The 26083-nt window shown below is 58.5% G+C and carries 24 protein-coding genes and 4 tRNA genes; 5 read left to right on the forward strand and 23 right to left on the reverse strand.

From position 1 onward, the window contains the following. Window positions 1-2 precede the first annotated feature (2 nt). From plsY to ACEG18_RS01285, 13 genes are all read right to left on the reverse strand, one after another. Window positions 3-686, reverse strand: a complete 684-nt coding sequence (gene plsY, locus ACEG18_RS01225; protein WP_372540944.1) for a glycerol-3-phosphate 1-O-acyltransferase PlsY — start codon at window positions 684-686, stop codon at window positions 3-5. Further along, entirely contained in the window at window positions 679-2013 is a 1335-nt protein-coding gene (der, locus tag ACEG18_RS01230) for a ribosome biogenesis GTPase Der (RefSeq protein ID WP_006236029.1), read from the reverse strand. The genes plsY and der overlap by 8 nt, the downstream gene beginning before the upstream one ends. 10 nt (window positions 2014-2023) lie before the next feature. Next, a complete protein-coding gene (locus ACEG18_RS01235; RefSeq protein WP_372540945.1) occupies window positions 2024-3466 on the reverse strand; it encodes a DUF512 domain-containing protein in 1443 nt (480 codons plus the stop codon). A 2-nt stretch (window positions 3467-3468) separates the two neighbouring features. Beyond that, on the reverse strand, window positions 3469-4365 hold the full coding sequence (locus ACEG18_RS01240; protein ID WP_372540946.1) for a 4-hydroxy-3-methylbut-2-enyl diphosphate reductase: 897 nt from the start codon (window positions 4363-4365) through the stop codon (window positions 3469-3471). A gap of 2 nt (window positions 4366-4367) precedes the next feature. After that, window positions 4368-5096: a lysophospholipid acyltransferase family protein gene (locus tag ACEG18_RS01245; RefSeq protein ID WP_372540947.1), complete on the reverse strand. Its 729-nt coding sequence runs from the start codon at window positions 5094-5096 to the stop codon at window positions 4368-4370. A 3-nt stretch (window positions 5097-5099) separates the two neighbouring features. Continuing rightward, complete coding sequence (gene cmk, locus ACEG18_RS01250) at window positions 5100-5786, reverse strand: (d)CMP kinase (protein ID WP_342996813.1); 687 nt, start codon at window positions 5784-5786, stop codon at window positions 5100-5102. Window positions 5787-5852: 66 nt separating this feature from the next. Next, window positions 5853-6815 carry a pseudouridine synthase gene (locus ACEG18_RS01255; RefSeq protein ID WP_372540948.1) on the reverse strand — a complete coding sequence of 321 codons (963 nt, stop codon included), beginning with the start codon at window positions 6813-6815 and terminating at the stop codon, window positions 5853-5855. Continuing rightward, window positions 6802-7530 (reverse strand): SMC-Scp complex subunit ScpB, encoded by a 729-nt coding sequence (gene scpB / locus ACEG18_RS01260; protein WP_372540949.1) that lies wholly within the window; start codon window positions 7528-7530, stop codon window positions 6802-6804. The genes ACEG18_RS01255 and scpB overlap by 14 nt, the downstream gene beginning before the upstream one ends. Before the next feature lie 11 nt (window positions 7531-7541). Beyond that, window positions 7542-8354, reverse strand: coding sequence for a segregation and condensation protein A (locus ACEG18_RS01265; RefSeq protein ID WP_372540950.1), 813 nt, complete (start codon window positions 8352-8354; stop codon window positions 7542-7544). A gap of 84 nt (window positions 8355-8438) precedes the next feature. Beyond that, on the reverse strand, window positions 8439-9122 hold the full coding sequence (locus ACEG18_RS01270; RefSeq protein ID WP_372540951.1) for a site-2 protease family protein: 684 nt from the start codon (window positions 9120-9122) through the stop codon (window positions 8439-8441). Between the two features lie 9 nt (window positions 9123-9131). Beyond that, window positions 9132-9428 carry a hypothetical protein gene (locus ACEG18_RS01275; RefSeq protein WP_372540952.1) on the reverse strand — a complete coding sequence of 99 codons (297 nt, stop codon included), beginning with the start codon at window positions 9426-9428 and terminating at the stop codon, window positions 9132-9134. Continuing rightward, entirely contained in the window at window positions 9415-11448 is a 2034-nt protein-coding gene (locus ACEG18_RS01280) for an ABC-F family ATP-binding cassette domain-containing protein (RefSeq protein WP_372540953.1), read from the reverse strand. Before ACEG18_RS01280 ends, ACEG18_RS01275 begins: the two co-directional genes overlap by 14 nt. A 75-nt stretch (window positions 11449-11523) precedes the next feature. Beyond that, window positions 11524-11596, reverse strand: a tRNA-Ala gene (locus ACEG18_RS01285). Between the two features lie 281 nt (window positions 11597-11877). Between ACEG18_RS01285 and ACEG18_RS01290 the strand changes: the two genes are divergently transcribed. Further along, window positions 11878-11953, forward strand: a tRNA-Ile gene (locus ACEG18_RS01290). A 115-nt stretch (window positions 11954-12068) separates the two neighbouring features. Here the strand turns inward: ACEG18_RS01290 and ACEG18_RS01295 are convergent. From ACEG18_RS01295 to ACEG18_RS01305, 3 genes are all read right to left on the reverse strand, one after another. Next, a tRNA-Ala gene (locus ACEG18_RS01295) sits at window positions 12069-12141 on the reverse strand. A 392-nt stretch (window positions 12142-12533) separates the two neighbouring features. Then, window positions 12534-12608, reverse strand: a tRNA-Val gene (locus tag ACEG18_RS01300). A 138-nt stretch (window positions 12609-12746) separates the two neighbouring features. Further along, window positions 12747-13535 carry a DUF3825 domain-containing protein gene (locus tag ACEG18_RS01305; RefSeq protein WP_372540954.1) on the reverse strand — a complete coding sequence of 263 codons (789 nt, stop codon included), beginning with the start codon at window positions 13533-13535 and terminating at the stop codon, window positions 12747-12749. A 284-nt stretch (window positions 13536-13819) separates the two neighbouring features. On the opposite strand from ACEG18_RS01305, the gene ACEG18_RS01310 reads away from it, so the two are divergent. Continuing rightward, window positions 13820-15121, forward strand: coding sequence for an RNA-binding domain-containing protein (locus ACEG18_RS01310; protein ID WP_372541242.1), 1302 nt, complete (start codon window positions 13820-13822; stop codon window positions 15119-15121). Between the two features lie 131 nt (window positions 15122-15252). Here ACEG18_RS01310 and ACEG18_RS01315 read toward each other — a convergent pair whose 3' ends face one another. The 5 genes from ACEG18_RS01315 to ACEG18_RS01335 all read right to left on the reverse strand — a co-directional run bounded on the left by ACEG18_RS01315 (window position 15253) and on the right by ACEG18_RS01335 (window position 20800). Continuing rightward, window positions 15253-16050: a hypothetical protein gene (locus ACEG18_RS01315; protein ID WP_161154730.1), complete on the reverse strand. Its 798-nt coding sequence runs from the start codon at window positions 16048-16050 to the stop codon at window positions 15253-15255. Further along, a complete protein-coding gene (locus tag ACEG18_RS01320; RefSeq protein ID WP_372540955.1) occupies window positions 16043-17158 on the reverse strand; it encodes an AAA family ATPase in 1116 nt (371 codons plus the stop codon). Before ACEG18_RS01320 ends, ACEG18_RS01315 begins: the two co-directional genes overlap by 8 nt. 255 nt (window positions 17159-17413) lie before the next feature. After that, complete coding sequence (locus ACEG18_RS01325; protein ID WP_372540956.1) at window positions 17414-18058, reverse strand: hypothetical protein; 645 nt, start codon at window positions 18056-18058, stop codon at window positions 17414-17416. 5 nt (window positions 18059-18063) lie between these two features. After that, window positions 18064-18402, reverse strand: a complete 339-nt coding sequence (locus ACEG18_RS01330) for a hypothetical protein (protein ID WP_161154736.1) — start codon at window positions 18400-18402, stop codon at window positions 18064-18066. A gap of 160 nt (window positions 18403-18562) precedes the next feature. Beyond that, window positions 18563-20800, reverse strand: coding sequence for a hypothetical protein (locus tag ACEG18_RS01335; RefSeq protein WP_349088379.1), 2238 nt, complete (start codon window positions 20798-20800; stop codon window positions 18563-18565). 183 nt (window positions 20801-20983) lie between these two features. Between ACEG18_RS01335 and ACEG18_RS01340 the strand changes: the two genes are divergently transcribed. Continuing rightward, window positions 20984-21184, forward strand: coding sequence for a transposase (locus ACEG18_RS01340; protein WP_368159231.1), 201 nt, complete (start codon window positions 20984-20986; stop codon window positions 21182-21184). 328 nt (window positions 21185-21512) lie between these two features. On the opposite strand, the gene ACEG18_RS01345 is transcribed toward ACEG18_RS01340, so the two are convergent. Continuing rightward, window positions 21513-23213: an AIPR family protein gene (locus tag ACEG18_RS01345; RefSeq protein ID WP_372540957.1), complete on the reverse strand. Its 1701-nt coding sequence runs from the start codon at window positions 23211-23213 to the stop codon at window positions 21513-21515. Window positions 23214-24071: 858 nt separating this feature from the next. Here ACEG18_RS01345 and ACEG18_RS01350 point away from each other — a divergent pair. Next, window positions 24072-24737 (forward strand): hypothetical protein, encoded by a 666-nt coding sequence (locus ACEG18_RS01350; protein ID WP_204987176.1) that lies wholly within the window; start codon window positions 24072-24074, stop codon window positions 24735-24737. Between the two features lie 80 nt (window positions 24738-24817). After that, window positions 24818-25033 (forward strand): hypothetical protein, encoded by a 216-nt coding sequence (locus ACEG18_RS01355; RefSeq protein ID WP_117747089.1) that lies wholly within the window; start codon window positions 24818-24820, stop codon window positions 25031-25033. Window positions 25034-25340: 307 nt separating this feature from the next. On the opposite strand, the gene ACEG18_RS01360 is transcribed toward ACEG18_RS01355, so the two are convergent. Next, complete coding sequence (locus tag ACEG18_RS01360; RefSeq protein WP_372540958.1) at window positions 25341-25913, reverse strand: hypothetical protein; 573 nt, start codon at window positions 25911-25913, stop codon at window positions 25341-25343. Between the last annotated feature and the right edge of the window lie 170 nt (window positions 25914-26083).

Consider the following 26083-nt stretch of genomic DNA (forward strand, 5'->3'; position numbering starts at 1 on the left):
TCCTACTTATCGTCGGGCTCGGTGACGCGCTTGGTAAACGAGAGCTTGGACTCCTTACCGGCCATGAGCTTTTTGATGTTCGCACGATGGGCCCACACCACGGTGATGCTGATCAGCGCCATGCAAAACTTGAGGCCCAGGCTGCTGTACGGAAAGACCGCACAAGCAGCGATGGGAAGACCGATGGCGGCGGCAAGTGAGCCCACCGACACGTATTTGGTGATGGCAACGGCCACGATAAACATGCCCAGCAGCGACAGGCCAATGGGCCAGTACCAGGCGAGGATGACGCCCAGGCCCACGGCAATACCCTTGCCACCATGGAAGTTGAGGTAGGGCGAGAAGATGTGGCCCCACACCGCTGCCAGGCAGATGACACCGAGCATCCAGTCGCCGGGGGCTCCGGGCGCCATGATGCTTACGGGGAAGCCATAGCCCACGCTCGCGATGAGCGGACGCGCGATAAGGACGCAGATGGCGCCCTTAAGACAGTCGAGCAGCAGGGTGAGCGCGGCGACCTTGGGACCGGCCACGCGCAGGGCGTTGGTGGTGCCGATGTTGCCGGAGCCCGCCTTGCGAATGTCGGTGTGGTTGAACACGCGGCCCAGGATCAGGCCAAACGGAATCGCTCCGATAAAGAACGAGACCACGGCGCAGATGGCGGTCAGCAGAATCGGATTATGCATCCTTTTGCTCCTTCTTCCTAAAGAAGAGTCGAATGGGCGTGCCGGCAAAGTCGAAGGTCGAGCGCATGCGGTTCTCTACATAGCGCTGGTAGGTGTCGTTGACCAGGTCGCTGTGGTTGACGAAAAACGTGAACGTCGGCGGGTTGACGCCCGTCTGGGTCACGTAGTGCATGCGCAGGCGGCGCTTACCGTCTACCACGGTGTGGCCAAACTCGCGCAGGTCGGTGAGGAACGTGTTAAGGCGCGAGGTGCTGATCTTTTGCGAGCGCGTCTTTTCGGCGGCGTCTACCATCGCCCAGATCTTCTCGACGCTGCGGCCGGTGAGAGCAGAGATGCGCAGGTACTGGGCCCAGGGAGCCATGACGCCCAGACGGCGGTCGATGGTCTCCATGCAGGCCTCGCGCTTACGGTCGTCGTCGAGCAGATCCCACTTGTTGAGCAGCACAACGATGGCGCAGCCGCGCTCGATGGCAAGACCCATGACCTTCTGGTCCTGCTCGGTAACGCCCACGGAGGCGTCGACGACGAGCAGCGCCACGTCGGCGCGGTCGATGGCGCGCAGGCCGCGGACCATGGAGTAGTACTCGATGTTCTCGTACACGGTGCTCTTCTTGCGAATGCCCGCGGTGTCGACCATGCGGTAGTGCTTGCCGTTACGCTCGACGACAGTGTCGATGGCGTCGCGCGTCGTGCCGGCAATGTTGGACACGATAGAACGGTCGGCGCCCAGGATGCGGTTGAACAGCGACGACTTGCCGGCGTTGGGGCGGCCGATGATGGCCACGTTCAGCGCATCGGGGAACTCGTCGGCGACTTCATCCTCTTCCTCGGGAAGCAGCGCCACGATGTCGTCGAGCAGGTCGCCCGTGCCATGACCATGCAGGGCCGAGAGCGGCGTGGGCTCACCGATGCCGAGCGAATAGAACTCCCAGATGCTGTCGTTCTCGCGATCGGGGTTGTCGAGCTTGTTCACCAGCAGAAAGACCGGCTTGTCGCAGCGCTTGAGCATGCGAGCGACCGACTCGTCCTCCTCGGTGACGCCGGTGCGGCCGTCGACCACAAATAGGATGACGGCGGCTTCCTCGGCGGCGGCGAGCGCCTGGTCGCGGATAGACGTGGCAAAGACATCGTCACTCTTGAGCGGCTCGATACCGCCCGTGTCGACGATAGTGAACTCGCGGCCGTTCCAATCGGCCGTGTGATACGAGCGGTCGCGCGTGACGCCGCGGGACTCGTGGACGATGGCGTCCGAAGTCTGGGCCAGGCGGTTGACGAGCGTGGACTTGCCCACGTTGGGGCGTCCGACGACGGCGACGATAGGTTTCATCTGCTCTCCTTTAATGGGTAGGGTCAGTGGAAGTGTTAGAGTCTGCGGGCACAATGCCAAGGATGCGCTCCAGGGTATCGAGCAGCTCATGCGGCATGGTCGACACCACATGAACCTCGGCGCCGCGACTGGTAAGGCTTGCGAGTAAATCGTCACGATGATACTCGTCAAGCGTCATGCCGTCAGCGTTGAACATGAGCTTAGGCACAAAGAGCATAACCCCCGACAGGTCTTGGGGCAGCTGCTCCAGAATGTCACACGCGACGATGAGGCCGGTCACGTCCACGTTGCCGCCGAAGTAGCGGTTCTTGATGGCCGTGACAGTGCCGCCGAGACCATGCGGCGACTCCACAAAGCGCGCCACGGTGTCGCGCGCGCTGGCGCCGGAGAGGCACAGCAGGTGCTGGCTGCGGGCGGCGATGACCGCGCGGACGCGGGTTAGTCGCTCGGCATCGGTAGCCAGCACGTCGTCGGTCTCGTCCAGATACGAGCGGATCATGCCGATGCCGTCGTAGTACTGCGGGTAACCGTCGTAAAAGTCCGCCTCGGGAGGATCGATGCCGGCGTCCAGATAGAACTCGTCGCTCATCTGGAAGGTGTGGCGGCCAAAGCGCTCATAGGCTCGGTCCTGGAACGGTCGGATCATGGCAATGGTCTCGCGCGCTAGCTCGGGCTTGTCGCTATAGGACCAGCTAAAGCGGTTCTGATGCTTGGTAAAACCGAGCGGCACAATGCCCAGGCTTGTGATTTGCTCGTGCTCCTCGCAAAAGCGCAGGGTCTTTTCCAGCTCATCGCCGTCGTTCATGCCGGGGCACAACACGATCTGTGCGTGAATCTCGATGCCGGCGGCCATGATGGCCTCGAGTACGTCCATGCCGCGCTGGGCGTTGCGGCCCATCATACGGCGGCGCACATCGGGGCTCACGGCGTGGACCGACACGTTCATGGGGCTCATGTTGCGTTGGATGACGTTTTGCACGTCCTCGTCGGAGAGGTTCGTGAGCGTGACAAAGTTGCCCTGCAAAAAGCTCAGGCGGTAGTCGTCATCGCGAATATAGAGCGTGGAGCGGCCGCCCTTGGGCAGCATGGTCATAAAGCAGAACACGCAGGCGTTGACGCAGGTACGCATGCCGTCGAAGATGGGGCCATCGAACTCCAAACCCCAATCCTCGCCGGGAAAGCGGTCGAGCTCGACGGGGGTGACGGTGCCGTCGCGCGGGTCGAAAACTTCGAGGTCGACGGTGTCGTCGTCGGCTTCCCAAAGCCACACGATCATGTCGGTGAGCTGCTCGCCGTTGACCGTTAGCACGCGCATGCCCGGCTCGATACCCACATCCCACGCGGGTGATTCGGGACGCACGTTCTTTACGAGCGCGCCCTCACCCGGCTCGGGGTCGCGGCTGCGCCCGTAATCGGCCACCTCGGCGGCGTATGCGGGTACGGTCTGGTCCATGATTAGCGGCAAAGCTCCTTGATGCGCGCGACGGCGCGCTCGATGTGTTCTTGCGGGGTGGAGGCTCCGGCGGTGATGCCGATGTGGTGAGCGTCGGTAAACCACGCGGCCTCAAGCTCGGAGGCTTCCTCGATGTGATGCGTGTGCTCGCAGACGTCTGCGCAAATCTGCGCCAGGCGGCGGGTGTTGCCTGAGTTTTTGCCGCCCACGACGACCATGCAGTCGCAGCGGTTGGCAAGTGTGGCTGCTGCCTGTTGACGCTCACTCGTGGCGGCGCAGATGGTGTTGATCACGCGCAATTCCTGCACGCGCGGGGTGATAGCGGCCACGACCTCGGCGAGGTTCTGCGCGGTCTGGGTGGTCTGTACGACGAGGCCTACCTTGCCCTTGAGCGGCAGGGCATCGGCGTCGGCGGCACAGCTCACGACCTGCGCGTCATCACCAGCGTGGCCCAGAATGCCCTCGACCTCGGGATGGCCCGGCTCGCCCACGACGATCACGTGGTAGCCCTCGCGCACTAGGCGCTCGGCCGCCACATGGACCTTCTTCACGTAGGGGCAGGTGGCATCGACCACGTTAAGGCCACGCTTGCGGGCAGCATCGATCACCTGTGGCACCACGCCGTGGGCGCGGATGATCACGGTGCCCGATGCGGCGTCGTCCAAGGTGTCGGCTAGACCGATGCCTGCCTCGGTGAGCTCGCGTACCACGATGGGGTTATGGATGAGCGGCCCCAAGGTGTGGACCTTAGCGCTCTCCCCTGTCTGCGGCGCTGCAGCCAGCGCCATGTCGAGCGCGCGCTGCACGCCGTAGCAGGTGCCCGCGTGGGCAGCGATCTCGATGGTGGGGACGACCTCCTCAGCGGCGGCCGCAGCGGTATTCATGACGTTCTCACCCATGGCTAGAACCTGCCCGGGTGCTCGGCGCACAGGTCGTCACGCATGGCGTATACGCGGCTCATGGCCTCGGACTCAAACCATGCCAGGCGCTCCTTGCGCTTGAGCTCGGCCGGTGCGTCGGAAAGTAAGACGGCCTTGCCGGCACGGATCCAGCACTTCTTGGGGCGCATGAGCTTTTTGCCTTTGGGCGTGATGTCGGACCAGCCACAAATGGCGAGCGGGTTGACGGGCGCCTTGCCCATCTGGGCGATGAGTGCAAAGCCGCCGTGGACCTCGGACTTGATCTCGCGCGAGCGGATACGCGTGCCCTCGGGGAAGATCAGGACGTCCTCGCCGCGCTGCAGCGCATGCTGGGCGGCACGCAGACACTTCATGTCGGCGGTGCCACGCTCGACGGGGATGCCGCCCACGCGGCTAAAGGCCCAGCGCACGATCTTGCTCTTCGCAAACTCGGACTTAAAAATGGGGCGAATGCGGCGGCCGCCAAAGAACAGTGCCGTCTCCACGGCCAAGAGTTCAGCCATCGAGGTGTGGTTACAGATGACCACACTGCCGCGGCCTTCCTGGCGCTCAAACAGCAAGTCGCTGTCCTCGACTTTCCAGCGCCACATGAGCTTGGAGAAGGCCCACAGGATGCCCATGACCACGGCGACGGTGCCGCGGATGAGCGCCGGGAACTCGGCGTAGGGGGCGTTGTAGTAATCCTCGGGCGTCTGCTTAAACAGGCGCATGGGCTACCTCCTTTGGTTGATGAGGTCCTCGATTATCGAGACGACCTCGTCGATGGTGTGGGCGGTGGAGTCGACGTGCACGGCGTCCTCGGCAGGCACGAGCGGTGCGACCTCGCGGCTGCTGTCGAGCTTATCGCGCTGCTTGAGGGCATCGAGGGTCTCGTCGACCTCGGCCTCGAGCTGCTCTTCGGTGAGCGGCTGGGCGTCGTTTTGGTGGCGCTGCAGCACACGGCGACGGGCACGCTCGCGCGGGTCGGCGGTCAGGAACACCTTGACCTGCGCGTTGGGGAACACGACGGTGCCGATGTCGCGACCCTCGGCGACGATGTCGCGGTCCTCGGCGGCACGACGCTGGTGGATGAGCATGGCGGCGCGCACGCCCGGGTAGGCCGAGACCTTGGACACGTTGGCGTCGACCTGCGGGGTGCGGATGGCGGCCGATGCGTCCTGGCCGTCGATGGTCAGGCGCGTGTCCTCGCCGGTGCCGTTGGTAAAGCGAATCTCGATCTGCTCGGCGAGGGCGTCGATGGCCGCCTCGTCGTCCAGGTCGATGCCGCGGTCGAGCGCGGCGAAGGTGACGGCGCGATACATAGCGCCCGTGTCGAGCTTGTTAAAGCCCAGCTGGCGGGCGATCTCCTTGGCGATGGTGGACTTGCCGGAACCGGCGGGGCCGTCGATGGCGACGATCATGCAATGCTTCCTTTCGGTGGTTGACGTGCTGGTATGGGACGCGGGCGCTGGGGCTCGGCGGACTGGTTAGCCCGTGTAGCGCTCGCGGTAGGTGTTGCGCTTGGGCGCGGAACCGTGGCTGCCGTGGTGGCGCGTGCGGCTCGCGGTGTTGGTCGCCGGCGCGCCGGCGCGCTTGGCGCTCGCCTGCTTGGGCGGGATGCCGCCGGCCTTGAGGATCTGTACCTCGCGGTCGGTGAGCTCGCGCCACGAGCCCTTGGCCACGTCCTTGAGCTCCAGGCCGGCAAAGTTGCAGCGATGCAGGCGGATTACCGGATGGTGAATCTTGCTCAGCATGCGCTTGACCTGGTTCTTGCGCCCCTCGCGGATGATGACCTCCACGGCGGTGGTACCGGGCTTTACGCCTTGCGGAGCCACGGCCTCTGCTTCGCGCGCGTTGATGACGCGGCAGATCGCCGGCTGGCACAGGCCGTCGTCGAGTTCGATGCCGCGGCGGAGTGGTTCTAAGTCGCGATCGGTCAGGTGGCCGTCCACGAGCGCCTGGTAGGTCTTATAGACGTGCTTGCTGGGATGCAGCAGGTCCTGCGACAGGTCGCCGTCGGTGGTAAAGAGCAAAAGGCCTGTGGTGTCGCGGTCCAGGCGGCCCACCGGGAAGAGCCCCGGAAAGCGGTCGCGCGGGACCAGCTCGGCCACGCAAGGGCGCTCCTGCGGGTCGCTCATGGTGGTGAGGTAGCCGGTCGGCTTGTAGAGCATCAGGTACGCGGCGCCCTGGTTGAGCTTGACGGGCATGCCGTCGACCTCGATATGGTCGCGGTCGACGTCGACCTTGGTGCCCAGCTCGGTCGCGACCTCGCCGTTGACGGTCACGCGGCCGGCGGTCATTAGGTCTTCCGAGCCGCGGCGGCTCGCCACGCCCGCGCGCGCCAAAAAGCGCTGCAGGCGCATGGTGTGCGGATAGACGGGCTGAGCGTCGGTTGCGGGTGCTGCGTTGCCCGTGGCGCTCGTCTCCCCTACTTCGTTAGTCCTCGTCATGCAAATCCTCCGAGGTTTCGTCGACGACCAGGTTCTCCAAGTCCTCGATTGCCTCAACATCTTCAATATCGGTATCGAGCAGTTCGCGCTCTTCGTCCAGGTCATCGGCCTGCTCCTCGAGCGTGGACTGAATGCTGCGGCCGCTCAGGCGCTCGCGGATAAACTGACGCGACTGCTCGTCGGGGGCAAACTGCTCCAGGTCGGGCAGGTCGCGGGTGGAGCGCAGACCGAACTTTTCCAAGAAGGCGTTGGTCGTGCCGTAAATGATGGCTTGACCGCGCTGGGGGTCGCGGCCGAGCTCGCGCACCAGGCCCTTGTCCACGAGCGACGCGATGACGCCGTCGGAATTGACGCCGCGGATGCCCTTGACCACCTCGCGCGTCACGGGCTGGTGGTATGCGATGACGGCCAGGGTTTCGAGCGCTGCCTGCGACAGCTTTTGCGTGTCCCAGCTCAGCACGTAGGCCTCGACCACGTCGTGGTAGGCGGGATGCGTAAACAGGCGCCAGCCGCCGGCAACCTCGCGCAGCTGAAAGCCGCGGTTGGCCTCCTCATACTCAACCTTGAGCTCTGCCAAAAGCGATGCGCACTCGCCCGGGGCGATATCCAGCGCACCTGCCAGCGCGGGCGCGCTCACCGGGTCGCTCGACACCAGCAGCAGCGCCTCGAGGGCGCCTTTGAGGCTGTTTGCCTCCAGCGTGGAAAGGGTTGACATGGTTGCGGCTCCTATTCGGTGAGCTCGGGGCCCTCGCCGGGCACGTATGCCTCGGCGCCCTCGACTCGGTTGATGCAGATGGTTCCGAAGATCTCGTCCTGGCTCAGCGTGAGCGAGCCGCGCTTGGCGAGCTCGAGCATGGCCAGGAAGGTAACGACGAGCTGCTCGGTGGTGGCATCGCCGTCCAACAGCTCGCGGAAGGTGCAGGTTTGGTGCGCCATGGTAAAGCGGTCGACGGAGGCCACCGTCAGGTCGAGCGGCACGCGATGCGGCGCCACGTGCTCGGCCTCCAATAAGAAGGTCTGGCGCTTGCCGTCAAGGTCGGCACAGATGACGGCCAGACCGCGCAGGGTGATGCCAGCCAGGTAGTCGGGCATGAGCCCAAGGAACTCGGGGTCGGGGCCGGCCACACGCGGGTGCATGCGGCTTTCGGCCTGCATGCGCGCGCCCAGGGCCGCAGCCGCGCCTTTAAACTGCTTGTAGGCAATCAGGCGCTGAATCAGGACCTCGCGCAGGGCGTCGCCGTCGAGCGCGCTGAGTTCCTTGAGGTCTTCGTCGAACTCGTCATCGTCGTCATCGACTTTGCTCGGGGCCTCCTGCGGCACCAGCGAGGCGGCCTTGATGTCCAAAAGGGTTGCCGCGACCAGCAAAAAGTCGCTCGCCACGTCCAGGTCCAGCGCCTCGATGCGCTCGGCCTCGGCCAGGTACTGCTCGGCCACCTCGCTGATGGAGATGGCGCCGATATCTACTTTTTGGCGGGTTACCAGCTGCAGCAGCAGGTCGAACGGTCCGCTGTAGACCTGCGTCGACACGCGATACGACATCTTCGACCTCCTTTGACGGCGCCTTCGCGGCGCGGTTTGGGTGCATGTTGCGACCGTTTTGCACGATCGACCTGTAAGTTTACCTTAGATGCCGGCGATTGCGAAGTTGAGCAGCTGCTCAGCAAGCGGATACACGGTAACGTCGAAATAGCGGCCGATTACATCGATGCCGGTCCACATAGGCAGCAGGTACAGCACCAGGATGAGGATGGGCATAGCGTATTGCTGCAGACGGTAATAGTTGTTGAGCGCCTTGCCCTTGAGGAAGGGCACGATGATCGACGAGCCATCGAGCGGCGGAATCGGGATGAGGTTAAAGAACGCGAGCGACAGGTTGACCACGATAAACGTGGCACCGAAGTTCATGATTTGGGACGCAACGGCAAAGGACATGCTTGCGTAGAGGTTGCCATAGGCCGGGTGCATGAGGGCTGCGGCCAGGCATGCGAGTGCGATGTTCGACGTGGGGCCGGCCGCGCTCACCAGGACCTCGTCGCGCTTGGGGTGCTTGAGGTTGTTGAGGTAGACGGGTACCGGCTTGGCAAAGGCGAACACCGGGCCTCCGGCGGCGAGCATAAGCAGCGGCAGGAGGATGGTGCCAAACGGGTCGATGTGGTTGAGCGGGTTGAGCGAGACGCGGCCGCGCGAACGGGCCGTCTTATCGCCGAGTGCCCAGGCCGCGGCGGCGTGCGCGCTCTCGTGGATCACGATGCCCACGATGACGGCGACGGCGCTGGCGAGCAGGTTCATGAGGTAGCTGCTGGACATGGCGCTCCCCTAGCGGACGCGGCGCGAGGCGCGCGTGAGTAGGTAGTCGGCCACAAACAGGATGACGGCCACGATGGCGTAATCCAGACGGAACACGCCGCCAAAAGGCGACGTGATGACGCCGTAGCCGGCAATGGCGCTCGGAAGTGCGTGCGAAAGCTCAACGACAAAGCCGACGATCTGCAGCTTGGCGGTGAGACCGCTAAAGCACAGCAGCACGGTCATCGCGCTCATAAAGATGCCGCAGATGCGACAGGCGATGGCGATGATGCTCATCGCCACGGCGGCGGCCTTACGAGAGTTCACGCGCGGTCTCCTCTTCGATCTGGGTGGAAAGCTCCAGCCATTCGTCCTCGAGCTTGGGTAGCTCTTGCTTAAGGCCGTTATATTCCCCCAGTGCGGCGTTGAACTTGTCTTGATCGGCATAAAGCTCTTCGCTTGCCATCAATTCCATAAGCTCGTCATAGCGGGCGCGCTTTTTGTCGAGCTCCGTCTCGATCTTCTTTAGCTGGTTGCGCACGCCCTTGAGCTTTTTGTTGAGCGCAGCGCGGGCCTGGGCCTCGGCGCGCTTTTGCTCCTTGGTCTTTTTGCCCTCGGCAGGCTTGGAAGCGGCGGCGGGCGCATCGGGCTGGGCCGCAGTGACCTTGGCGGACTTGGCCGTGGCCGGCGCACTCTCCGTGGACGCCTCGGCGGCGGCGCGGGCTGCGAGGTCCTCGCGCTTGTAGAGGTAGTAGTCGTAGTCGCCGTCATAGACCGTGACCTTGCCATCGCGGATGTCGATCACGCGGTTGGCCACGGCGCGCACCAGGTGCTCGTCGTGGCTGATCAGCACGATGGTGCCGGGGAAGTTTTGTAGGGCGTTCTCGAGCATATCCACCGAGTCGATGTCCAGGTGGTTGGTGGGCTCGTCCAGGCACAGGAGCGCCTCGGGGGCCACGAGCATCTTGGCCAGGGCCAGACGCGCTTTTTCGCCTCCGGAGAGGACGCGAACCTGCTTCTCGATGGAATCGTTGTCGCTAAACAGGAAGGCGCCCAGCAGGCTGCGCTGCTGCGGCACGGTCCACTTGGGCGTGACGGTGTCGATCTCTTGCAGGACGGTATTGGACTCGGTCATGCCCTCGAGTGCGTGCTGGGCGTAGTAGGCCACGCCCACGTTGGTGCCCAGGTCCCGGGTGCCGGTGGTGGGCGGCTCCAGGCCGGCGAGGATCTTCATGAGCGTGGACTTGCCGGCACCGTTGGGGCCGACGAGTGCCACGTGCTCGCCGCGGTAGAGCTTGAGGTCGATGTCGCTGTAGATGTGCTTGTCGCCGTAGGACTTGGAGACGCCCTCCAGGCCCACGACCATGTCGCCGGAGCGCGGCGGGTCGGGGAACTTAAAGTCGATGTGCTTGTGGCCCTCAGGCAGGATGACGAGCTCCTTTTTGATCTGCTCGATCTTGCGGATGCGCTCCTGGGCCTGGGCAGCCTTGGTGGGCTTGTAGCGGAACTTGTCGACGAAGACCTGCATATGGGCGATGTCGCGCTCCTGGGCGGCGCGCTTGGCGCGCATCTGCTCCAGGTTGTCCTCGCGCTGCTTGAGGTAGCTGCTGTAGTTGCCGGTGTAGGTGGTCACGCGGCGGTTTTCGAGAGCAGCGACGTGGTCGACGCAAGCGTCCATGAAGGCGCGGTCGTGGCTGACGATGAGGACGGCGCCGTCGTAGTTGGCGATAAAGCCGCGCAGCCACTGGACGCTTTCGAGGTCCAGGTGGTTGGTGGGCTCGTCCAGAAGCAGCAGGTCGGGGTGGCGCAGGAAGAGCTTGGCGAGCGCGATGCGCATCTGCCAGCCGCCCGAGAACTCGGAGCACGGGCGCTCAAAGTCGGTGACCTTAAAGCCCAAGCCGGACAGGATTTTGCGGGCGTTGCTCTCGAGCTCGTAGCCGCCCAGGTGCTCAAAGCGGTCCTGGACCTGGCCGTACTCGTTAAGGAGCGCGTCGACGTCCTTGCCCTGCTCGGAGAGCTCGGTGATCTGGGCCTGCAGCTCGTTGGCGCGCTCGCCCATGCGGCGGATTTCCTTGGCGGCGGCCATGACCTCGGCAAGGATGGTGGTGTCCTTTTGCTCCAGATTAGTTTCCTGCTCTAGGTAGCCCACCTGGCAGTCCTTGGCGTACTGGACCTGGCCGGAGTCGGGACTGTCGATGCCCATAATGATCTTGAGCATGGTGGTTTTGCCGGCGCCGTTGGGGCCCACGAGCGCGAAGCGCTCGCCGGGGTTGATCTGGAAGGACGCGCCGCTAAAGAGGACGCGTGCGCCGAAGCTTTTTTCGATCTTGTCGACCAGGAGGATCATGGTGCCGCCTTTGACCTTGTGTGCCTATATGAAAAAAGGCCCCAACTTGCGTTGGAGCCTCATTCAATGCTCGGGTGGAGACGAGGGGAATCGAACCCCTGACCTCTTGACTGCCAGTCAAGCGCTCTCCCAGCTGAGCTACGCCCCCGTGCGAAGAAATACTATACGGGAACTCGGACGGCGATGCAAGGACATTTTTGGAAAAACTTCTGCGGGGGCGGTGTGGCGGTGCCCGGCAGCCGCTCGGGGCGCCCGGAAGCGGGCAAGACGGCCTCCTATCGACTGCAAGGACAAAGGCGAACGCCTGATTCTCCTGGTCGACAAGATCGTGCGTTGAACGACCATCGCGTGCATGGTAGTATTCTTCCTCGTGGTGAGAAACTAATGCAAATGGATAGCCGCCATTACTATCGCAGCCACTAACTACAAGGGCTCTTGGCGCAACGGTTAGCGCAGGGGACTCATAATCCCTGGGTTCTGGGTTCGAATCCCGGAGGGCCCACCAGAATTTCTAAAAGGTCAGACACCATCTCTGGCCTTCTTTCTTTTATATAGCTTAAATTGTGTGCCTATATGAAAAAAAGCCCCAACTTGCGTTGGAGCCTTCTTCAATGCTCGGGTGGAGACGAGGGGGATCGAACCCCTGACCTCTTGACTGCCAGTCAAGCGCTCTCCCAGCTGAGCTACGCCCCCGTGCGAAGAAGTACTATACGGGAACACCGGCGGCGATGCAAGGACAATTTTGGAAAAACTTTCCGCGACGGTATGAGATGAGGTTACAAATCTACTAATAGCCAAGAGCTAATAAAGCCGCAAAGTGTTACACCTCTGCAACAGTTTGAAACACTTATACACGCTTGCATTAAAAACGTAAACCATAGTTACATTTAGTCTATGAGACCCGAGGTACAAAACTTTTAGTTAGGTGATTTTATACATTTGTAGGAATTGTGAAGGGGTCATATTCAATAAAAAAGGAGGCCCCATTTTAATAAAGTTGCAAAATTTGGTGTCACTTTTGGTGTCACCTTTGGTGGCAAAAACAAAAAGGCCAGAGGCTTAATACCTCTGACCTGCGCTTTTGATGGTGGGCGATACAAGATTCGAACTTGTGACCCCATCCGTGTGAAGGATATGCTCTACCCCTGAGCCAATCGCCCGTCGCCTTTCGGCAAAAGAGATACTATCATAGCCGCGCGTGGTTTACCAAGAACTTTTTCCCCTCGATTTTAAATTCGTGGGCGCTGGCTGCTCTGGCGCGGTCCAGATTAACAGCAAACCCGCAGCTCAAGGAGCCTTTACCGCTTTATCCACGAGGTCTCGGGGCGGCAGATAAGACGCGCGTTGTTGTAGGCCATCTCGAGCGTGAGGCAGGTGCGCGCGGCGTAGAATCCGCCCTCGCGTTGGATTGTCAGCGCCAGCTCGGGCTTGTCGCCGGTCAGGCACAGCGGCAGAAGCAGTTGAATCCGTCCACCGTAGAACTGTGGCACGGCGAGCGTGTAGTTGGCGGCGGCGCGGCGGGCGGCCTCGACGACGGCGCCCTCAAAGGCGCGGCGCAGTAGCAGCGAGTTTCCCTCCCCCATCAGACTGGCGGGGATGCGCGTGAGGTTTTCCTCGTCGCCCAGGATGTGGTCGATGTTGGAGCGGATTGGCAAGCGGTAGTCAAATACCAGCTCGGAGGGGTCCTCGGCAAAGCGGACACGGCACGTCAGGTACTCAAACGAGACCAGCATGGGGTCGCTTTCCCTAAAGAAGCCCTTCAAAAACCAGCGTTGGTGTGCGTCGGGCTTGGTGTTGGGCTCAAACAGGCCGTAGATGGTCTCGTAGCGGCGCGTGTACAGGCCGGTGTTGAACAGGCAACGGTCGTCGTCGAACACCAGCGGCAGGTTGGACGGCGCGGTCTGGTTCACGTCGCGCTCGGTCAGAAATACCGCGCGGCTAAACGAGAACGACAGGTAGTTTTTGAGGATGCGGTTGCTGGGGCCCCAGTCCTCGGGATCGGCGAGGTCTACCAGGCGGTCGTAGCTGGGCTCGGGGCAAAACGCAAAGTCGTAGACATTGCTGCACAGGGTGCCGGGGATCTCCATGTGGCGTCCAATCCAATTGATAGCTGGCGTGCGGATGGTTTGATTCTATACGGGCGGCGTCTCCTTGAGGAGCACAGCACAATTGAGCCTAAGCTTATGCGCGAGCTCCTCAAATCGACAAAGTCTCTACCTGCTGTTTCATTGCTTGAAAAGGGCGGTGCGCCTCTGCTTTGGGAAGCATAATTCTAACCATTTTGCTAACCACCATGGTTAGCAAAATGGTTAGAATATGGGCAGAATAGAATCGGAAGGCGGACAGCATCAAATTCCAGGAAACAGAGACAATCGAGCTGAAGGCCATTGCGCAGAACGGCATCAAGAAGGAGATCGTCGCATTTGCGAACTGCGGCGGCGGCACGGTCTACGTTGGCGTCGCCGACGACGGCGCCGTGCCGGGCGTCGAGGACGCGGATGCGTGCGCCCTGCAGGTCTCCAACATGGTGAGAGACGCCGTTAAGCCAGACGTCACCATGTTTGTCAGCTATAAAACGCTCGACTGCGACGGGAAGGCGGTCGTGGCCGTCAAGGTCCAGCGCGGCACGAACCGCCCCTACTACCTAGCGAAGAAGGGCCTGCGCCCCGAGGGTGTCTACGTGCGGCAGGGGTACTCCTCCGTCCCGGCGACCGATGCTGCCATCCGGCAGATGATCAAAGAGACTGACGGCGACAGCTTTGAGGACATGCGCTCCCTCGACCAAGCGCTCACCTTCGAGTCGACGAAAGGGGAATTCGAGACACGAAAGATCCCCTTCGGCGCGCCGCAGATGCAGGCCCTGAATATAACCTCATCGGACGGTCTCTACACAAACCTCGGCCTGCTCCTGTCCGACCAGTGCCCGCATACCGTAAAAGCGGCCGTTTTCGAGGGGACGGACCCGAGTGTGTTCAATGATCGCCGGGAGTTCTCCGGGTCCCTCATGCAGCAGCTCGACGAGGTCTACGACTACATCGACTTCCACAACCAGACCCATGCCACTTACCAAAAGCTGCTGCGCGTCGACACCCGGGACTACCCGGAGGTCGCCGTGCGCGAGGCCTTGCTGAACTCGATCGTGCACAGGGACTACTCCTTCCGCACCAGCACGCTGATCAGCGTCTACGACGACAGGATCGAGTTCGTGTCAGTCGGCGGCCTTCTGCCCGGCTTTGAGCTGGAGGATTTGATGATGGGCGTCTCCGCCTGCCGGAACCCGCATCTCGCCAACGTCTTCTACCGCCTGCAGCTCATCGAGGCATACGGCACGGGGATGAGGAAGATCATGGGGGCCTACGCGGGTGCGGCCTCTCAGCCGCAAATCATGGCCACGAACAACGCATTCAAAATCGTCCTGCCCAACACGAACTTCGCAGCAACGGCAGCGGAAACGCCCACGGCAAACAGCAAGGAGGCGCCCGCTGCTTCCTATTCCCGAGAGGACGAGATCCTGCGGTTCTTGGCAGAGCACCCCTCAATCACCCGAAAGGAAGCGCAGACGTTGCTCGGGATCGGCCAGTCCACGGCCGGCCGCATATTGAAAGAGATGGTGGATAAGGGGCAAATCGCAAGACACGGCGGAGGCCGCACCTTGCGATACGAATTGGCGTAATGATGTGTCTCTGAGGCAATTGTCCACTTTGCCTTCTGGTCAAGAGCAATTGGCTAACGGGCGAGTTGGGGCTCTTATGCCGAGTTCACGATTTAGGCAGGAGAACCTGTGCCCGCGAGATTAATTGCGCCTCATCCTTTTTCTCGAGGGCAATCATCGAACTTAAGGTGGCGCATCGGGGCCATGGAATTAAAGAACTTATCGTCAAAGTAGTCGAGTAGAAACTCTGGAAAAGCCGACAGCACAAACACCGAACCGTCCTCGCTCCGCATTCTTTTCTCCTCGCGGAAAATCGCATCGACCGTAACCAGCTCTCGATATGTCCCAAATGAAACCTCATCGAGATCGAGCAGGCACTTGCATCTCAATACGAAGGCAGCGATTGCATCTTTCCATTGGGGAAGCTCCATGTGCTTCCCCACGTTAACGTTTCCCTCTCCCGACATCTTTTTATATTGAGCGATTTCCGAGTTGTCAACAAAACAGCCTGAATGCGCCTGGCACTGCCCCGCGCGATAATCGTACAGCGCCTCGACCATCGGGTAGCTTATATAGAGCTTTCCGCTCTCGTGCTCGTTATCGAATGCGAGGAGCATTGCCTCCACAAGGGCATCGGACTCGCATCCAGGCGCATTGTTTTGATGGGAGTCGTAGTCAAAGAAGAGAAAGACCTCGTCAACAGAATCCCGCTCCACGCCCTCTAGACATTTTGCAGCGGAAGGCACCGTTTCTCTTAGCACCTCCACAACATCCAGATCGAAGTCCTCCTCTGCAAGCCGTTCGTAGAGCATGTAGATGTTCTGCGCCGCTGGCAGACAGATCACCCTCAGGTCATCTCTCCCTTTCAGAAAAAGCTCTTTCATCTTCTCCGCAAAGCGCAGGTCACGCGACTCCCCTTCAACGATGAAAAGCGTGACCGGACTAGCCATCGAAAGCACCGGCCTTAAACATCTTCTGGAGGTTATGGGCCAATCTGAGCTCCTTGGGCGTTAGCTTCTCCAGCGAGCGAATCTCCCCCTCCTTGAGAATGAAATAGACATCGGGCCGCATGAGGTCGTTCGTCAAAAGGTCCGTGTTGTGCGTCGTAATGAAAACCTGGACACCCTCGAGGTCCCGCAGCATCTCCACGATCGACCGGGACAATTCAAAGTGATAAAAAGCATCGAATTCATCGATGAAGACCAAGGAAGCCTTGCTCATCTTGATATACCAGTAGTAGTACAGAGCAAGTGACATGGTGCCTGTCGAGGCAACCGACGCAAACGGAACGGTACCGCCCTCGAACCTGCAATAAAGCTCGGGAACTCCATTCACGTTCACGGATACGAGGTTCAGGGAGATTCCCTGCTGGCGCAAGAATTCTTGGAAGTCCTCCATCTTCCCCTCGCGAATAATGCCCTGGGTAAAGCTATCCGTGCCAACCGAAAGCCCCTGGTACCCGCGCTCGTCGAGTGAGTAGAACATCAGCATGTTGTCGACAAAGGAGGTGAAGGCTCTAAACGCCCTGGCAGACGGCTCATCTCGCAGTATTGCATTGCTCTTGACGTATTTGACACGCGACAGCCTGTCGGACTCAGCGGGGAGATCGGTAGAAAGCGAGAGGGACTCGGCGCCCGGCAGGTCAACATGGCCCGTTTGAGCGTCGAACCTGTAGCTCAAGACCTCCACGTCATCAATGCACAGGCTCTCGTACACAAGCGTCTGTGGGTCGGTTTTCCCGTAGCGGTATACGACGTCGATATTGTCGAAGACAAAATCGTATTGAAACTCTGTGATTGAACTCTTTGAATCAAGGCACCGATATGGCAAGTATTTTTTGAGCAGCTTTTCCTTGTCGGTCAGATGCAGAACGATGTCGAATATCGCGAGGGCGAAATTGGACTTTCCGCTGCCATTCGCACCATATATGATGCCCTTTGCCTTAACGCCGCCCTGAATCACCTGTTGATTAAATGAGTAGTTGGCGGGATCGGATAGATCAAATGTAATTCGCTTATCGAAGCACTTGAAATTTGAAACCGAAAACTTCTTGAGCATGGTACAGTTCCTCTGCTTTCTGAGGTTATTTGAGACACAGGGTAAAGCAGCTGAGCAAATCGGTCAATTTACCCGTATTTTTAATACGGATATTCCGAAGAAAAACTACGGAAGTACGCGATGCGCACCGGACCTGTCCAACCGATTCCGTAGTGCTGGCAACTACATGAGACAACCTACGAGATATGCGGGGCGAGGTTTTCCAGAGCGACGAACGATAGAGATGCGGATCATCCGAAGAAGGTTGAAATCCACTCAGCCCGGCAGCGTGTAGGCGCAAGTTGAGCGGCGTGCGGAACCCAGGAGCGCTGCTCCCAGCAGGAATAGCGCTAAGGAGACTGCGATCCAGTTGACGTCGGTGGTCTTGGGGAGCGTGGCGGCGGCGCTGGCAGCCTTGGCCTTGGATGGCTTGGACGCCGTGGCCTTGGTCACTGTCGCTTTGGTTGTCGTGGTTATCCTGGGCGTCGTGCTCGCCGGCTTCAGCGCGGGATCCGTCGCGGGCCCGGCACCGGGCTGCCCAGTGGCAGGACCGGCACCGCCGGCCGGCTCGCCCGTGCCACCGGGCGCCTCGCGCCCGCCGGTCTCCCCCGCCGGCGCCGTGGCGCCCTGGGGCTCGATCACTACAAGCGGCGCCATGGCCCCGGAGGCATCCAACACGCCGCCGGCACCGAAGGCCCCGCCCGCAGGCGTCACAAACCGTGCGGACGCAAGCGACCCGCTCGTGCACCCGACACCGCCATCGGTACCGGTCGCATCGAGCCACGAGGCATCGACGGAAAGCCCACACCCGGCCGAGCCGTCGCCGGCGCCAGCGTCCTGCAGGCACACACCGTAGGCACGCACGCCGGCGGCGGGCGCGCCGCCGCGCACGGCCGTGTCGTCGGCGATCACGCGGCCCACACGCGTCACTCCTTCTCGCGCACAGCGCAGATCACCTGGGTGCGCTCGTCGTTCCTTTTGGAGAGTACCTCGCGGCTCGGGTATCCAATGGCCTTTATCGTGCGCGCCAGGCTTTTCCCGTGCCCCGGGTAGCGATTGACCGCATCCCGCTTCGCCTCGTCGGAACACCTCGGCCTGCGATGCTCCCTTTCCAGGAGCTCATCGCCGTCGATCTGGTACTCCTTCCACCAGTTGTGGAGCGTGACGCGGCTGGGGTAGCCGAGCTTTGCTATGGTGTCAGCCGTGCTGCATCCGAACCTGGCGAACGTCACGATGACCTTTGCCCTTTGCTCTGCGCTGTACATCCGTATGATCCTCCCGGTTCTCTTTTGGTCTAGGATTTCCACCGCAGCCCCAAGGGGCTAGAAGGATAAAACAGGCAGGGCCATTGCAGCGCTACGTGTTGAGAACTTGGCCAGCAACGAGAAGTTTGTGAAACGTTTTGTGAAGCGTGGCAGGACGAAGCTACCTCTCGGCAAAGGTACCCCAACCGCCGGCAGGAACGTCGACACAGCTTTCGAGGTAACTCTTCATGATGTCTTCCAATGTGGGCACGCGTCCTTCGGCCAATATGCCCAAGGCATCCAGCACATCGAATACGGCGGCTGCGTCATCGACCCCGAGGAGGTCTTCGTTGCACAGGTCCAACCTCGCACCAAGCACAGTATACCCGTGCTGCACAGCGACCCTCGCAAGGGCATCGTCATCGGCAACCAGCGGGTGCCTTTGGATCTCGACAACCAGCCCATACTCTTCGCCGGGCTTTCTGGAATCAAGATCGAACGCGAGCCCGATCTCTTGGACGACGAGCCACGTTTCGGCATATAGCTTCCCTGCCTCGTCCAAGAATAGCCTCGTCATGGCGGGCACGACATCCCCATACCCAAGAAACTTCCCGCAAAGAAGCGTTTTCGACAGGGAAGAAACCTTCGGATAGCGAGACAGCCACGCCCTGCCCTCTCGAGTTTTAAGCAAGGGGCAAACCTCTTCGGGATTTCCAAGCATTTCCGTAAGCATGTAGAACCTGGCACAGAAGGCGGCGGCGGTAATGTTAATCCGAATGCCGGGCGCGTAATGGCTCATCGGAGTCTCGAAGCCGGCGGCCCTTTCATACGCGCCTCTGCACTCGGCACGCATACCAAGCAAGGCGTAGCACAGGCTCATCTCGAGATAGGGATATCCGAGGGACGGTTGCTTGTTGAGCGTAGCGAGGCGCTCTTCGGCAATCGAGAGCTGCATTTTTGCCACCTCGGGTTTGTCGTACAGTGTCAGCCGGGCAAGCTGCCATCGACACTCGAGCGCCGCCATAACCTGCAAGCTTCCCTCAAGGAGGCCTATAGCCTCATCAGTGTACGACACGGCGCGCTCAACGTTCTCTCCCACCATTAAGGCTAGGGCAGCGCGTTCTCGCAGCACTTGGGAGCGCCGCAGAATCGCCTCGGGAGGAAGGCCATCCTCCATCACATCCAAATCATGCTCCGCGTCCCCATCCTTGAAATACCGCATTACGCTCTCAGCCAAAGTATTTAGGGAGCGGTCATCCACCGCCAAGCCCGAAAGCATCGCCCTCAGGTTCATATGGGCATAGTAACGTGCATCGGGGTCGCTCACGCACAAAAACCGATCGCATCCTTCGAAGAAATTGAGCACGGGGGCGGGGTCGAGCCCGTCGGCCCACGCGATTCTTCCCAAGCTCGCCATAGCGACGACGCGCTGTTGCTCGGAAAGGGAGGCATTGCTGAGGGTGCTTTCGACCTCGGCCAAATACAACTTGTTCCTGTCCTCGATGCTTGCCCCTATCTGCCTCATGAAAAGAAGCCGCAGATTGAAGAGCTGCCCAAAATCGTTGGGGCCAATCGGCGCAAGCGCCTTTTCGCATTCCTCAATCAACCCCCACCCTTCTTCAATGCCGCCATCAGGCAAGCCGATTTTCGTTTTATTCAATGTTGCATTCTCAAACAGTAGCAAGAGGAACGACTTATTCCGAACGCCCAGACGCTTGGCTTCACGATACGTCTTCTTGAACTCGTCGTCGGCGACTTTGAACTGACCGTTCACGATATAGCCAACCGCGCGGTTGTGCCAAAGCTGGACTTTGATGAAAGGGTCTGTCTTGTCGGATATCTCGGCCAAGGCGCTTTCGAGTTCCGCTTGCGACCCAGCACGATCGCAAGCGGAGTCCGCGATAATATGGAGGGCGAAATGCCTGAAAGCCGGTTCTAAGTTTTCGTCCTCAAGCATCCTTTTTGCAACGCCGTTGTTTCCCAAGTAGATGTTGCAGAAAATCCTGTCCTTGTCGAGGCAGGCGAGCTGCCTTCTGGACAGTCGATCACGGTCAACCGAGTTCATCAGCCTGAAGGCAGCTACGTAGTCGCAATCGGGAAGAGAGGGATCAGCCTTGCCCACTATGTCATCTAGCCGCTGCGCACACCAAAAATAGTTGGCGGGAAGAGCGAGCAGACACACCGCGAGAAAGACCGATGCCACACCCGTCAACCATAAAAGGCTAAGCCTAACCGATGCAAACAATGCGACGAACGCCAGTGCCACAACAAAGATATCAGCCTTGTAAAACCGCGCCAAAGCCTGCTTACACAACCACAGCAACGCCGGCGCGACGACAATCGAAACCGCCAGGATAGAAAGGGCCGGGTCAGGCCCCGTGATGATATCAATCGCAGCAAGGATATCTTGGAACCCCATAATCCTCCGCTAGACTCGAGTCCAATACTCGTTTGCTATTGTAGCTTGCATTCTATAGTGATCTTCCTTCATGTAGTTTCAAATAGAACACATGTTTTGGAAATTGTTTTTGCAATGACTGGGATATCCGCAACCCGCCGCCAGCATAAAACGCGCATTGTGAGAATTACCTGATCAGCCAGTTTGCAAATACTACCAGCGGACTGCATATGCCAGCTCGATTGCGAGCTACGAGGGCTTCGCGGCGTGCGCATGTTCACCGGCGACAAGGCCGTCGGCATGGTCGGCTCGCTCGCCGAGATGTTCCCTGGGGCCAAGTGCCGGCGCTGTGCAGCGCACTTCATCCGCATACAGTGGTCTACTGCCCCTGCGCCCTGTACATAGCCTCGGTTGTCTCGTGGACGCCGGCCGCCGTCAGGGTGGCGCCGTGCTCATGGCACGCCGTCCAGACGGGCTCGCCCCCGAAAAGCCGTACGAAGGCGAAAAGTAAGGCGAGAAAATGGCCTTCCTGTTGCACCTGATTGGAATGGGTATGGGGCTGTGCACGCTCGTCGCCTACGCCTGCATCAAAGTAGGGGCTGAAAGCGAAGCGGTTGACGACGCGAGCTGATTAGTGATCGTCAAACTGTTCGGAACCGAACGAAAATAGAGAGGCCCTTTGCAAAAAGGACCTCTCTGCTGATGGCATTCTAGAGAACAGCCCTGGATTGCCCTAAGGCAACAGTAGTGAAATCTTTTCCTTGACCTTACTTGCCATGGCGTAAGACTTAGCAGCTTTGGATGTTCCGCCAAGGGCCAGATAAACATCCATCACCATGTCCGCAACAGTTTGAATAATTTCATCTGAAAGCTTGTCAAGGTCGAGATTCTCTATGTCACCAAATGTCAGGCTATCTTTATTGGACAACATGGAAGCAACGCCCATTATCACGTAAAATCTTATGTCGCTTATTTGGGAACCCTCTAAGTCTCTCTTAATTTGTGGAAACTTCAGGCAAACCTGTTTTCCGAGACTAGCGGCTCTGTAGTAAGCCTCAAGGTTGCCATCCTGACCAAATATTTTCTTATATTGAACTTCGTCAGACAAAAGTGTCGACGGTCTTGCCCTTGCCTGATCCGGCCTGCCGAGAAGTATCGACATCATGCATTGCGCAAGAAAGGAGAGGGTTACGATCTCTTCTCTCTTCCTCCCCTGGTTTTTGTAATAGTTCTTCCGCCTTTCATAATACAGTCCATTTCTTTTCATGTAGAGTTCTATCTGGATATGGATTTGGTCAGTAGCGCGAAGCGATGTCTTTTTCACCTGAGTTTGGTTGTTCGTCGCCAGTATCACTCTGTTTCTGGTCTCATCGCTTCCCGGCACAAGGATTTTTACCATCACATTTCTGGAATCTTCGGCGTCTTCTGTGCGAGACTCCATAAATTTATATATTTCATACGACGTTTGAAGTCCATTAACGATGCGAGGCTCTTCCATTTTCACTTCTGCTCCTGCTATTTGGTAGGCTTCAGAAGCCAGTATCGTTACCCCGTTGTTGAGCCACCAGAAATCGTCTTCGCTAGGATGCTCCAACGTTTCCCTGATTCCTTTGTTGACTGAAACATTTCCCTCGTAATCTCTGACGTTCGCCTCAAAAAGATAGCTACGGAGCTGTTCTTGGTCGTCAGTGAGGAAGCGGTAGTAATCCGACAAAGACACCAGGCCAAAGACATCCGTTCTCTGAGGAACTGATGCATAGGACCCCGAAAAACGCATAACAAGCCCACTCTCTGCGGGAGGCGACCAGATGCGCATCAATTCGTCTGCTCCAACTAAAACACACGAAGAACTAAATCGGCTTACGCCGACGATTTTGTCAATGGCAGCGGGAAGCTGCTCTTTCTGAATCTTAACGCCGTCCGATGGTGAATCCGCATTCGCGATGTACACGAACTTCATTCGGATTTCGTTTCCGGCCATCGCCGCCGCTTGAATCGCTTCTCTTATTCTTCCAAAAGTATCGATAACGCGATCAGAATATTTATCGTCGAAATCATTTAAGTTTTTATCGAATGTCAGAAGGTCATTGCAGGTGTCCTTCCACTTCAAGAACGCGTCTTCTTTGAATGATTTTGAAACCTTAGTCTGAAGAATAACAATTTCAACCCTTGATCCACGATTGATGTAGTTTTGAATCTGGACATCCTCACTCAAGAAATAATTGTTGGCGAAGATGTAAATAGCATCGCAGCCCCCGTCTCGCGACCCTCCAATGAGCCCCTCCGCTATCTCATCGTCGTCAAGGTCGTATGGAGCCATGTATCGAGAAGAAGCCAACAGTTCAAAGTAGTCCCCTTTAGAACTATATTCAGTCTGCTTAGAGAATTCGTCCGAAATGAATCCGTCTATCAGAATCTGGCTGTTGGTTGGCATTCTTCCTCCTAAAGATGAATAAGCTAATGAAATGATACGACTTTTATGATTTTAGTGTAAGCACCAAAACAACCGCGTCTTAACAGCCTGATAAGCTTTGGGCAAAATCGTCGCAACACTTTATTCAGCATGGGCTGCGGTGACGCAGGCAAACATAGAACGCAGGAACATGTGGGCAGATCGTGAGTAACCGTCTTTCTCCGTACCGCCCGCTACAGGCGGTACGGAGAAAGACGGTTACTCGATAGGTATCTATCGGAATGCGACGCTGCTATATCACTGCATAAACTGGTCGACTTTGGGAACGGTTACGCTTTCAATAGCGGCACTTATTCAGATGACGGCAACTATAAAGTTCAGACAATCAAGAACGTGCGGGACGGCAACGTTGACTGTTCTGACGCCAATCGTATCGTGAACATTCCTGGCCGCATAAAATCGTATTGCAGACTCATGCTAGGAGATATCGTGCTTTCGCTCATGGGCAGTGTTGGTAGGGTCGGAATTGTTGCGGAACCTGACTGTTTACTTAATCATCGAGTTGCCGTGCTCGTTTCTGTCAGGAAAGACACGCTGACAGGATTTTTTTCTGGTTCTGGCAAACTGCCTTTAAGGAACATATGATTGGCATTGCACAGGGAACTGCCCAGTCTAACCTGAGCGCCTTGAAAAACTACAGTTGGAGATACCCCATAATTCCGGTGCCATTTCGGCACTTTGCGAGAACTTGATGCCTCTGTTCGATACCATTCTCGACAACAGGATTGAAATGCAAGCACTTTCCTCGCTTAGAGACGCTCTCCTGTCGATGCTAATGAGCGGGGAAAATCGCGATTGACGAGGTTGTACAATTTGAACATGGACAATAAGGGAACAACGACAAGTTACGAAGGCGTGCTGCCCTCCCATATGCCATTCGATATCTGGGAGGTATACGCCCGTCTCGTGCTTCAATTCCTTGATGAAGCAACGTATAGAAACCTGTCGCATAGGGACAAACCCGACCTTTGGGATGAACTCCATGACCTGGGAGTCGAGGTAACCCAAGCAATATCTCAAGAAACCCAGGAGGCGGACGCTTTGTATGCGAAGCTCCGCGAAACGGATGACGCAAAGCTTAAGGAACGGCTGACGGAACGAATCGAGCAGGTTGGTGCTGAGGTGTTTGATTGGGGCCTCTTCGGTCCCAGCGGCAAAGATTCTTTTGGCCTGGTTATAGAAGCTTACAAGGAAAAACTTGGTAAGCTAAACGGCGGCGGGTATAGGCCATTTGCGCACAATCACCTATTCATAAGGTCGGATGTGCTGGCCGATACGGTAATGCTCGAAGAGGCGCTTGCTGCCTTTCTTTCATTGAGTGCATATTCGGTCTCTTTCGAGCGCGTCATTGTCACGGTGCCAGGGCATAACTACGATTTCGATCTTGTATCTCAAATGTATAAAGCCATATCGTTCGGAAGTGATGATCAATTTAGGATCGCTGAACAAGCGAGGGCGCTTGTCTTAGGCGCGGAGATGAGTTAAGCCACCAAATAATCATTTACCGGGACGTAGGCCTACGCTTCAGAATTGTTTCCATCGAACCAGGAGGAAAGGAGCCCCCGATGGAAGCGCTGATCAATATGGTCCCAGCTCAGATGCAGCCGGTTCTAGACTATCTGCAGCTAAAGCAATTAAAAGCAGTGCTCGAAATCACTCTGCAAAGCCATGCCGAAAGCAGCGTGCCCAGCCGCTGTGACACTACGTCAAATTACTGGCTGGGATTCAACAGCTATCTAACGTTAAATCTCTGGTTTGGATCGGTGGCCAAATCGCTCTAAACCAGAGATTTAACAACTTCCAACCAGATTTTTTCATACTCCATAAAACTCCGCTAACCGAAAACGGTCGAAGTTACATTCAAACCATTTGGAGCAATTTGGATGTGTTCCGCTCTGTGTGCTGAAAACAATCTCGTATTCGGCAACGAGGAACGTTTCTGCCAGTTTTGGAACGCGATGTCCAGATGGATCTGCAAGTGGAATATAAAACAAGCGGCGCTACTATTAGTAGCGCCGCTTGCATCATCAAAGAAGAATCGTTATCGATCGTCTCCGGGGTTTTTCGTTCAAAATTAGAGCATGTCGATTACGGCTCATCGAAGTCCATCCACTCTACAGGCTGCATTAGACCGTAATAATCGACGGGCGTTTTGAATCGAATCCTGCCCAAATGACCGTCGCTCTTCCGCACCCAACTGCGTCCGTAGCGATCGGTGAAAGCCACCTCGCAGCCGAGGGCCTTATGCATCGAGCAATCGAGATGCCCGATGCACCTCACGGTTTTGCCCGGAGCAACGGACGAGAGCAGAACCCTGCCGTCGCTCCCCTCGACGGCCCTCCCGTCTTCAGGCCCGGCGCCTTGGACGAGCACGGCAGTGAGGATAACTTGGTAAACGAGGTCGTTGCTATTGTTCATCACCTCTAGGCCGAACTGCGGCGCGATATCAGCCCTGCACCCTCCAACCGTGGCCGTCTCCCTCTCGGACATCCTGACCACACGGGCACAGATGGCCGATGCCTGGCTCCGCGCGGCCGCCCGGCGGCCCCGTACCAGCGAGACAATCCACTGGAGGAGAGTGAGCGCCAAAGATAGGAAAGCAACAGCCGTGCCGAAATCGATTTGGCCGTTGAAACAAATTACAACGCCATCCGTGATCATTTGGCCAACCCATCCGCCAGTGTCGCCGCCTCAAGGAGAGGCTTCCGGTCGTCGGGCCCCACTTGGCGGACGGCTCGCTGCCCCCGTCGCACATCCCGCATTCTGGCCGTAGGCCTCTCGTGAAGCCCGGGGTAAAAGAGTACGCGGTAGAGCTCGTAAAACCCTTCGCA

It is taken from the genome of Collinsella aerofaciens (assembly GCF_041537385.1).
GTDB classification, from domain to species: Bacteria; Actinomycetota; Coriobacteriia; order Coriobacteriales; family Coriobacteriaceae; genus Collinsella; species Collinsella aerofaciens_BV.

Excerpts from the sequence above, each read along its gene's own strand:
- ACEG18_RS01350 (WP_204987176.1), top strand. The coding sequence starts at position 24,072 with ATGGACAATAAGGGAACAACGACAAGTTACGAAGGCGTGCTGCCCTCC.
- cmk (WP_342996813.1), bottom strand. The coding sequence starts at position 5,786 with ATGATCGTCGCCATCGACGGCCCCGCCGGTTCCGGCAAGTCCACCATC.
- ACEG18_RS01245 (WP_372540947.1), bottom strand. The coding sequence starts at position 5,096 with ATGCGCCTGTTTAAGCAGACGCCCGAGGATTACTACAACGCCCCCTAC.
- ACEG18_RS01270 (WP_372540951.1), bottom strand. The coding sequence starts at position 9,122 with ATGTCCAGCAGCTACCTCATGAACCTGCTCGCCAGCGCCGTCGCCGTC.
- ACEG18_RS01305 (WP_372540954.1), bottom strand. The coding sequence starts at position 13,535 with ATGGAGATCCCCGGCACCCTGTGCAGCAATGTCTACGACTTTGCGTTT.
- ACEG18_RS01280 (WP_372540953.1), bottom strand. The coding sequence starts at position 11,448 with ATGATCCTCCTGGTCGACAAGATCGAAAAAAGCTTCGGCGCACGCGTC.
- der (WP_006236029.1), bottom strand. The coding sequence starts at position 2,013 with ATGAAACCTATCGTCGCCGTCGTCGGACGCCCCAACGTGGGCAAGTCC.
- scpB (WP_372540949.1), bottom strand. The coding sequence starts at position 7,530 with ATGTCAACCCTTTCCACGCTGGAGGCAAACAGCCTCAAAGGCGCCCTC.
- ACEG18_RS01330 (WP_161154736.1), bottom strand. The coding sequence starts at position 18,402 with ATGTACAGCGCAGAGCAAAGGGCAAAGGTCATCGTGACGTTCGCCAGG.
- ACEG18_RS01265 (WP_372540950.1), bottom strand. The coding sequence starts at position 8,354 with ATGTCGTATCGCGTGTCGACGCAGGTCTACAGCGGACCGTTCGACCTG.
- plsY (WP_372540944.1), bottom strand. The coding sequence starts at position 686 with ATGCATAATCCGATTCTGCTGACCGCCATCTGCGCCGTGGTCTCGTTC.
- ACEG18_RS01235 (WP_372540945.1), bottom strand. The coding sequence starts at position 3,466 with ATGGACCAGACCGTACCCGCATACGCCGCCGAGGTGGCCGATTACGGG.
- ACEG18_RS01240 (WP_372540946.1), bottom strand. The coding sequence starts at position 4,365 with ATGGGTGAGAACGTCATGAATACCGCTGCGGCCGCCGCTGAGGAGGTC.
- ACEG18_RS01355 (WP_117747089.1), top strand. The coding sequence starts at position 24,818 with ATGGAAGCGCTGATCAATATGGTCCCAGCTCAGATGCAGCCGGTTCTA.
- ACEG18_RS01255 (WP_372540948.1), bottom strand. The coding sequence starts at position 6,815 with ATGACGAGGACTAACGAAGTAGGGGAGACGAGCGCCACGGGCAACGCA.
- ACEG18_RS01335 (WP_349088379.1), bottom strand. The coding sequence starts at position 20,800 with ATGGGGTTCCAAGATATCCTTGCTGCGATTGATATCATCACGGGGCCT.
- ACEG18_RS01315 (WP_161154730.1), bottom strand. The coding sequence starts at position 16,050 with ATGGCTAGTCCGGTCACGCTTTTCATCGTTGAAGGGGAGTCGCGTGAC.
- ACEG18_RS01320 (WP_372540955.1), bottom strand. The coding sequence starts at position 17,158 with ATGCTCAAGAAGTTTTCGGTTTCAAATTTCAAGTGCTTCGATAAGCGA.
- ACEG18_RS01360 (WP_372540958.1), bottom strand. The coding sequence starts at position 25,913 with ATGATCACGGATGGCGTTGTAATTTGTTTCAACGGCCAAATCGATTTC.
- ACEG18_RS01345 (WP_372540957.1), bottom strand. The coding sequence starts at position 23,213 with ATGCCAACCAACAGCCAGATTCTGATAGACGGATTCATTTCGGACGAA.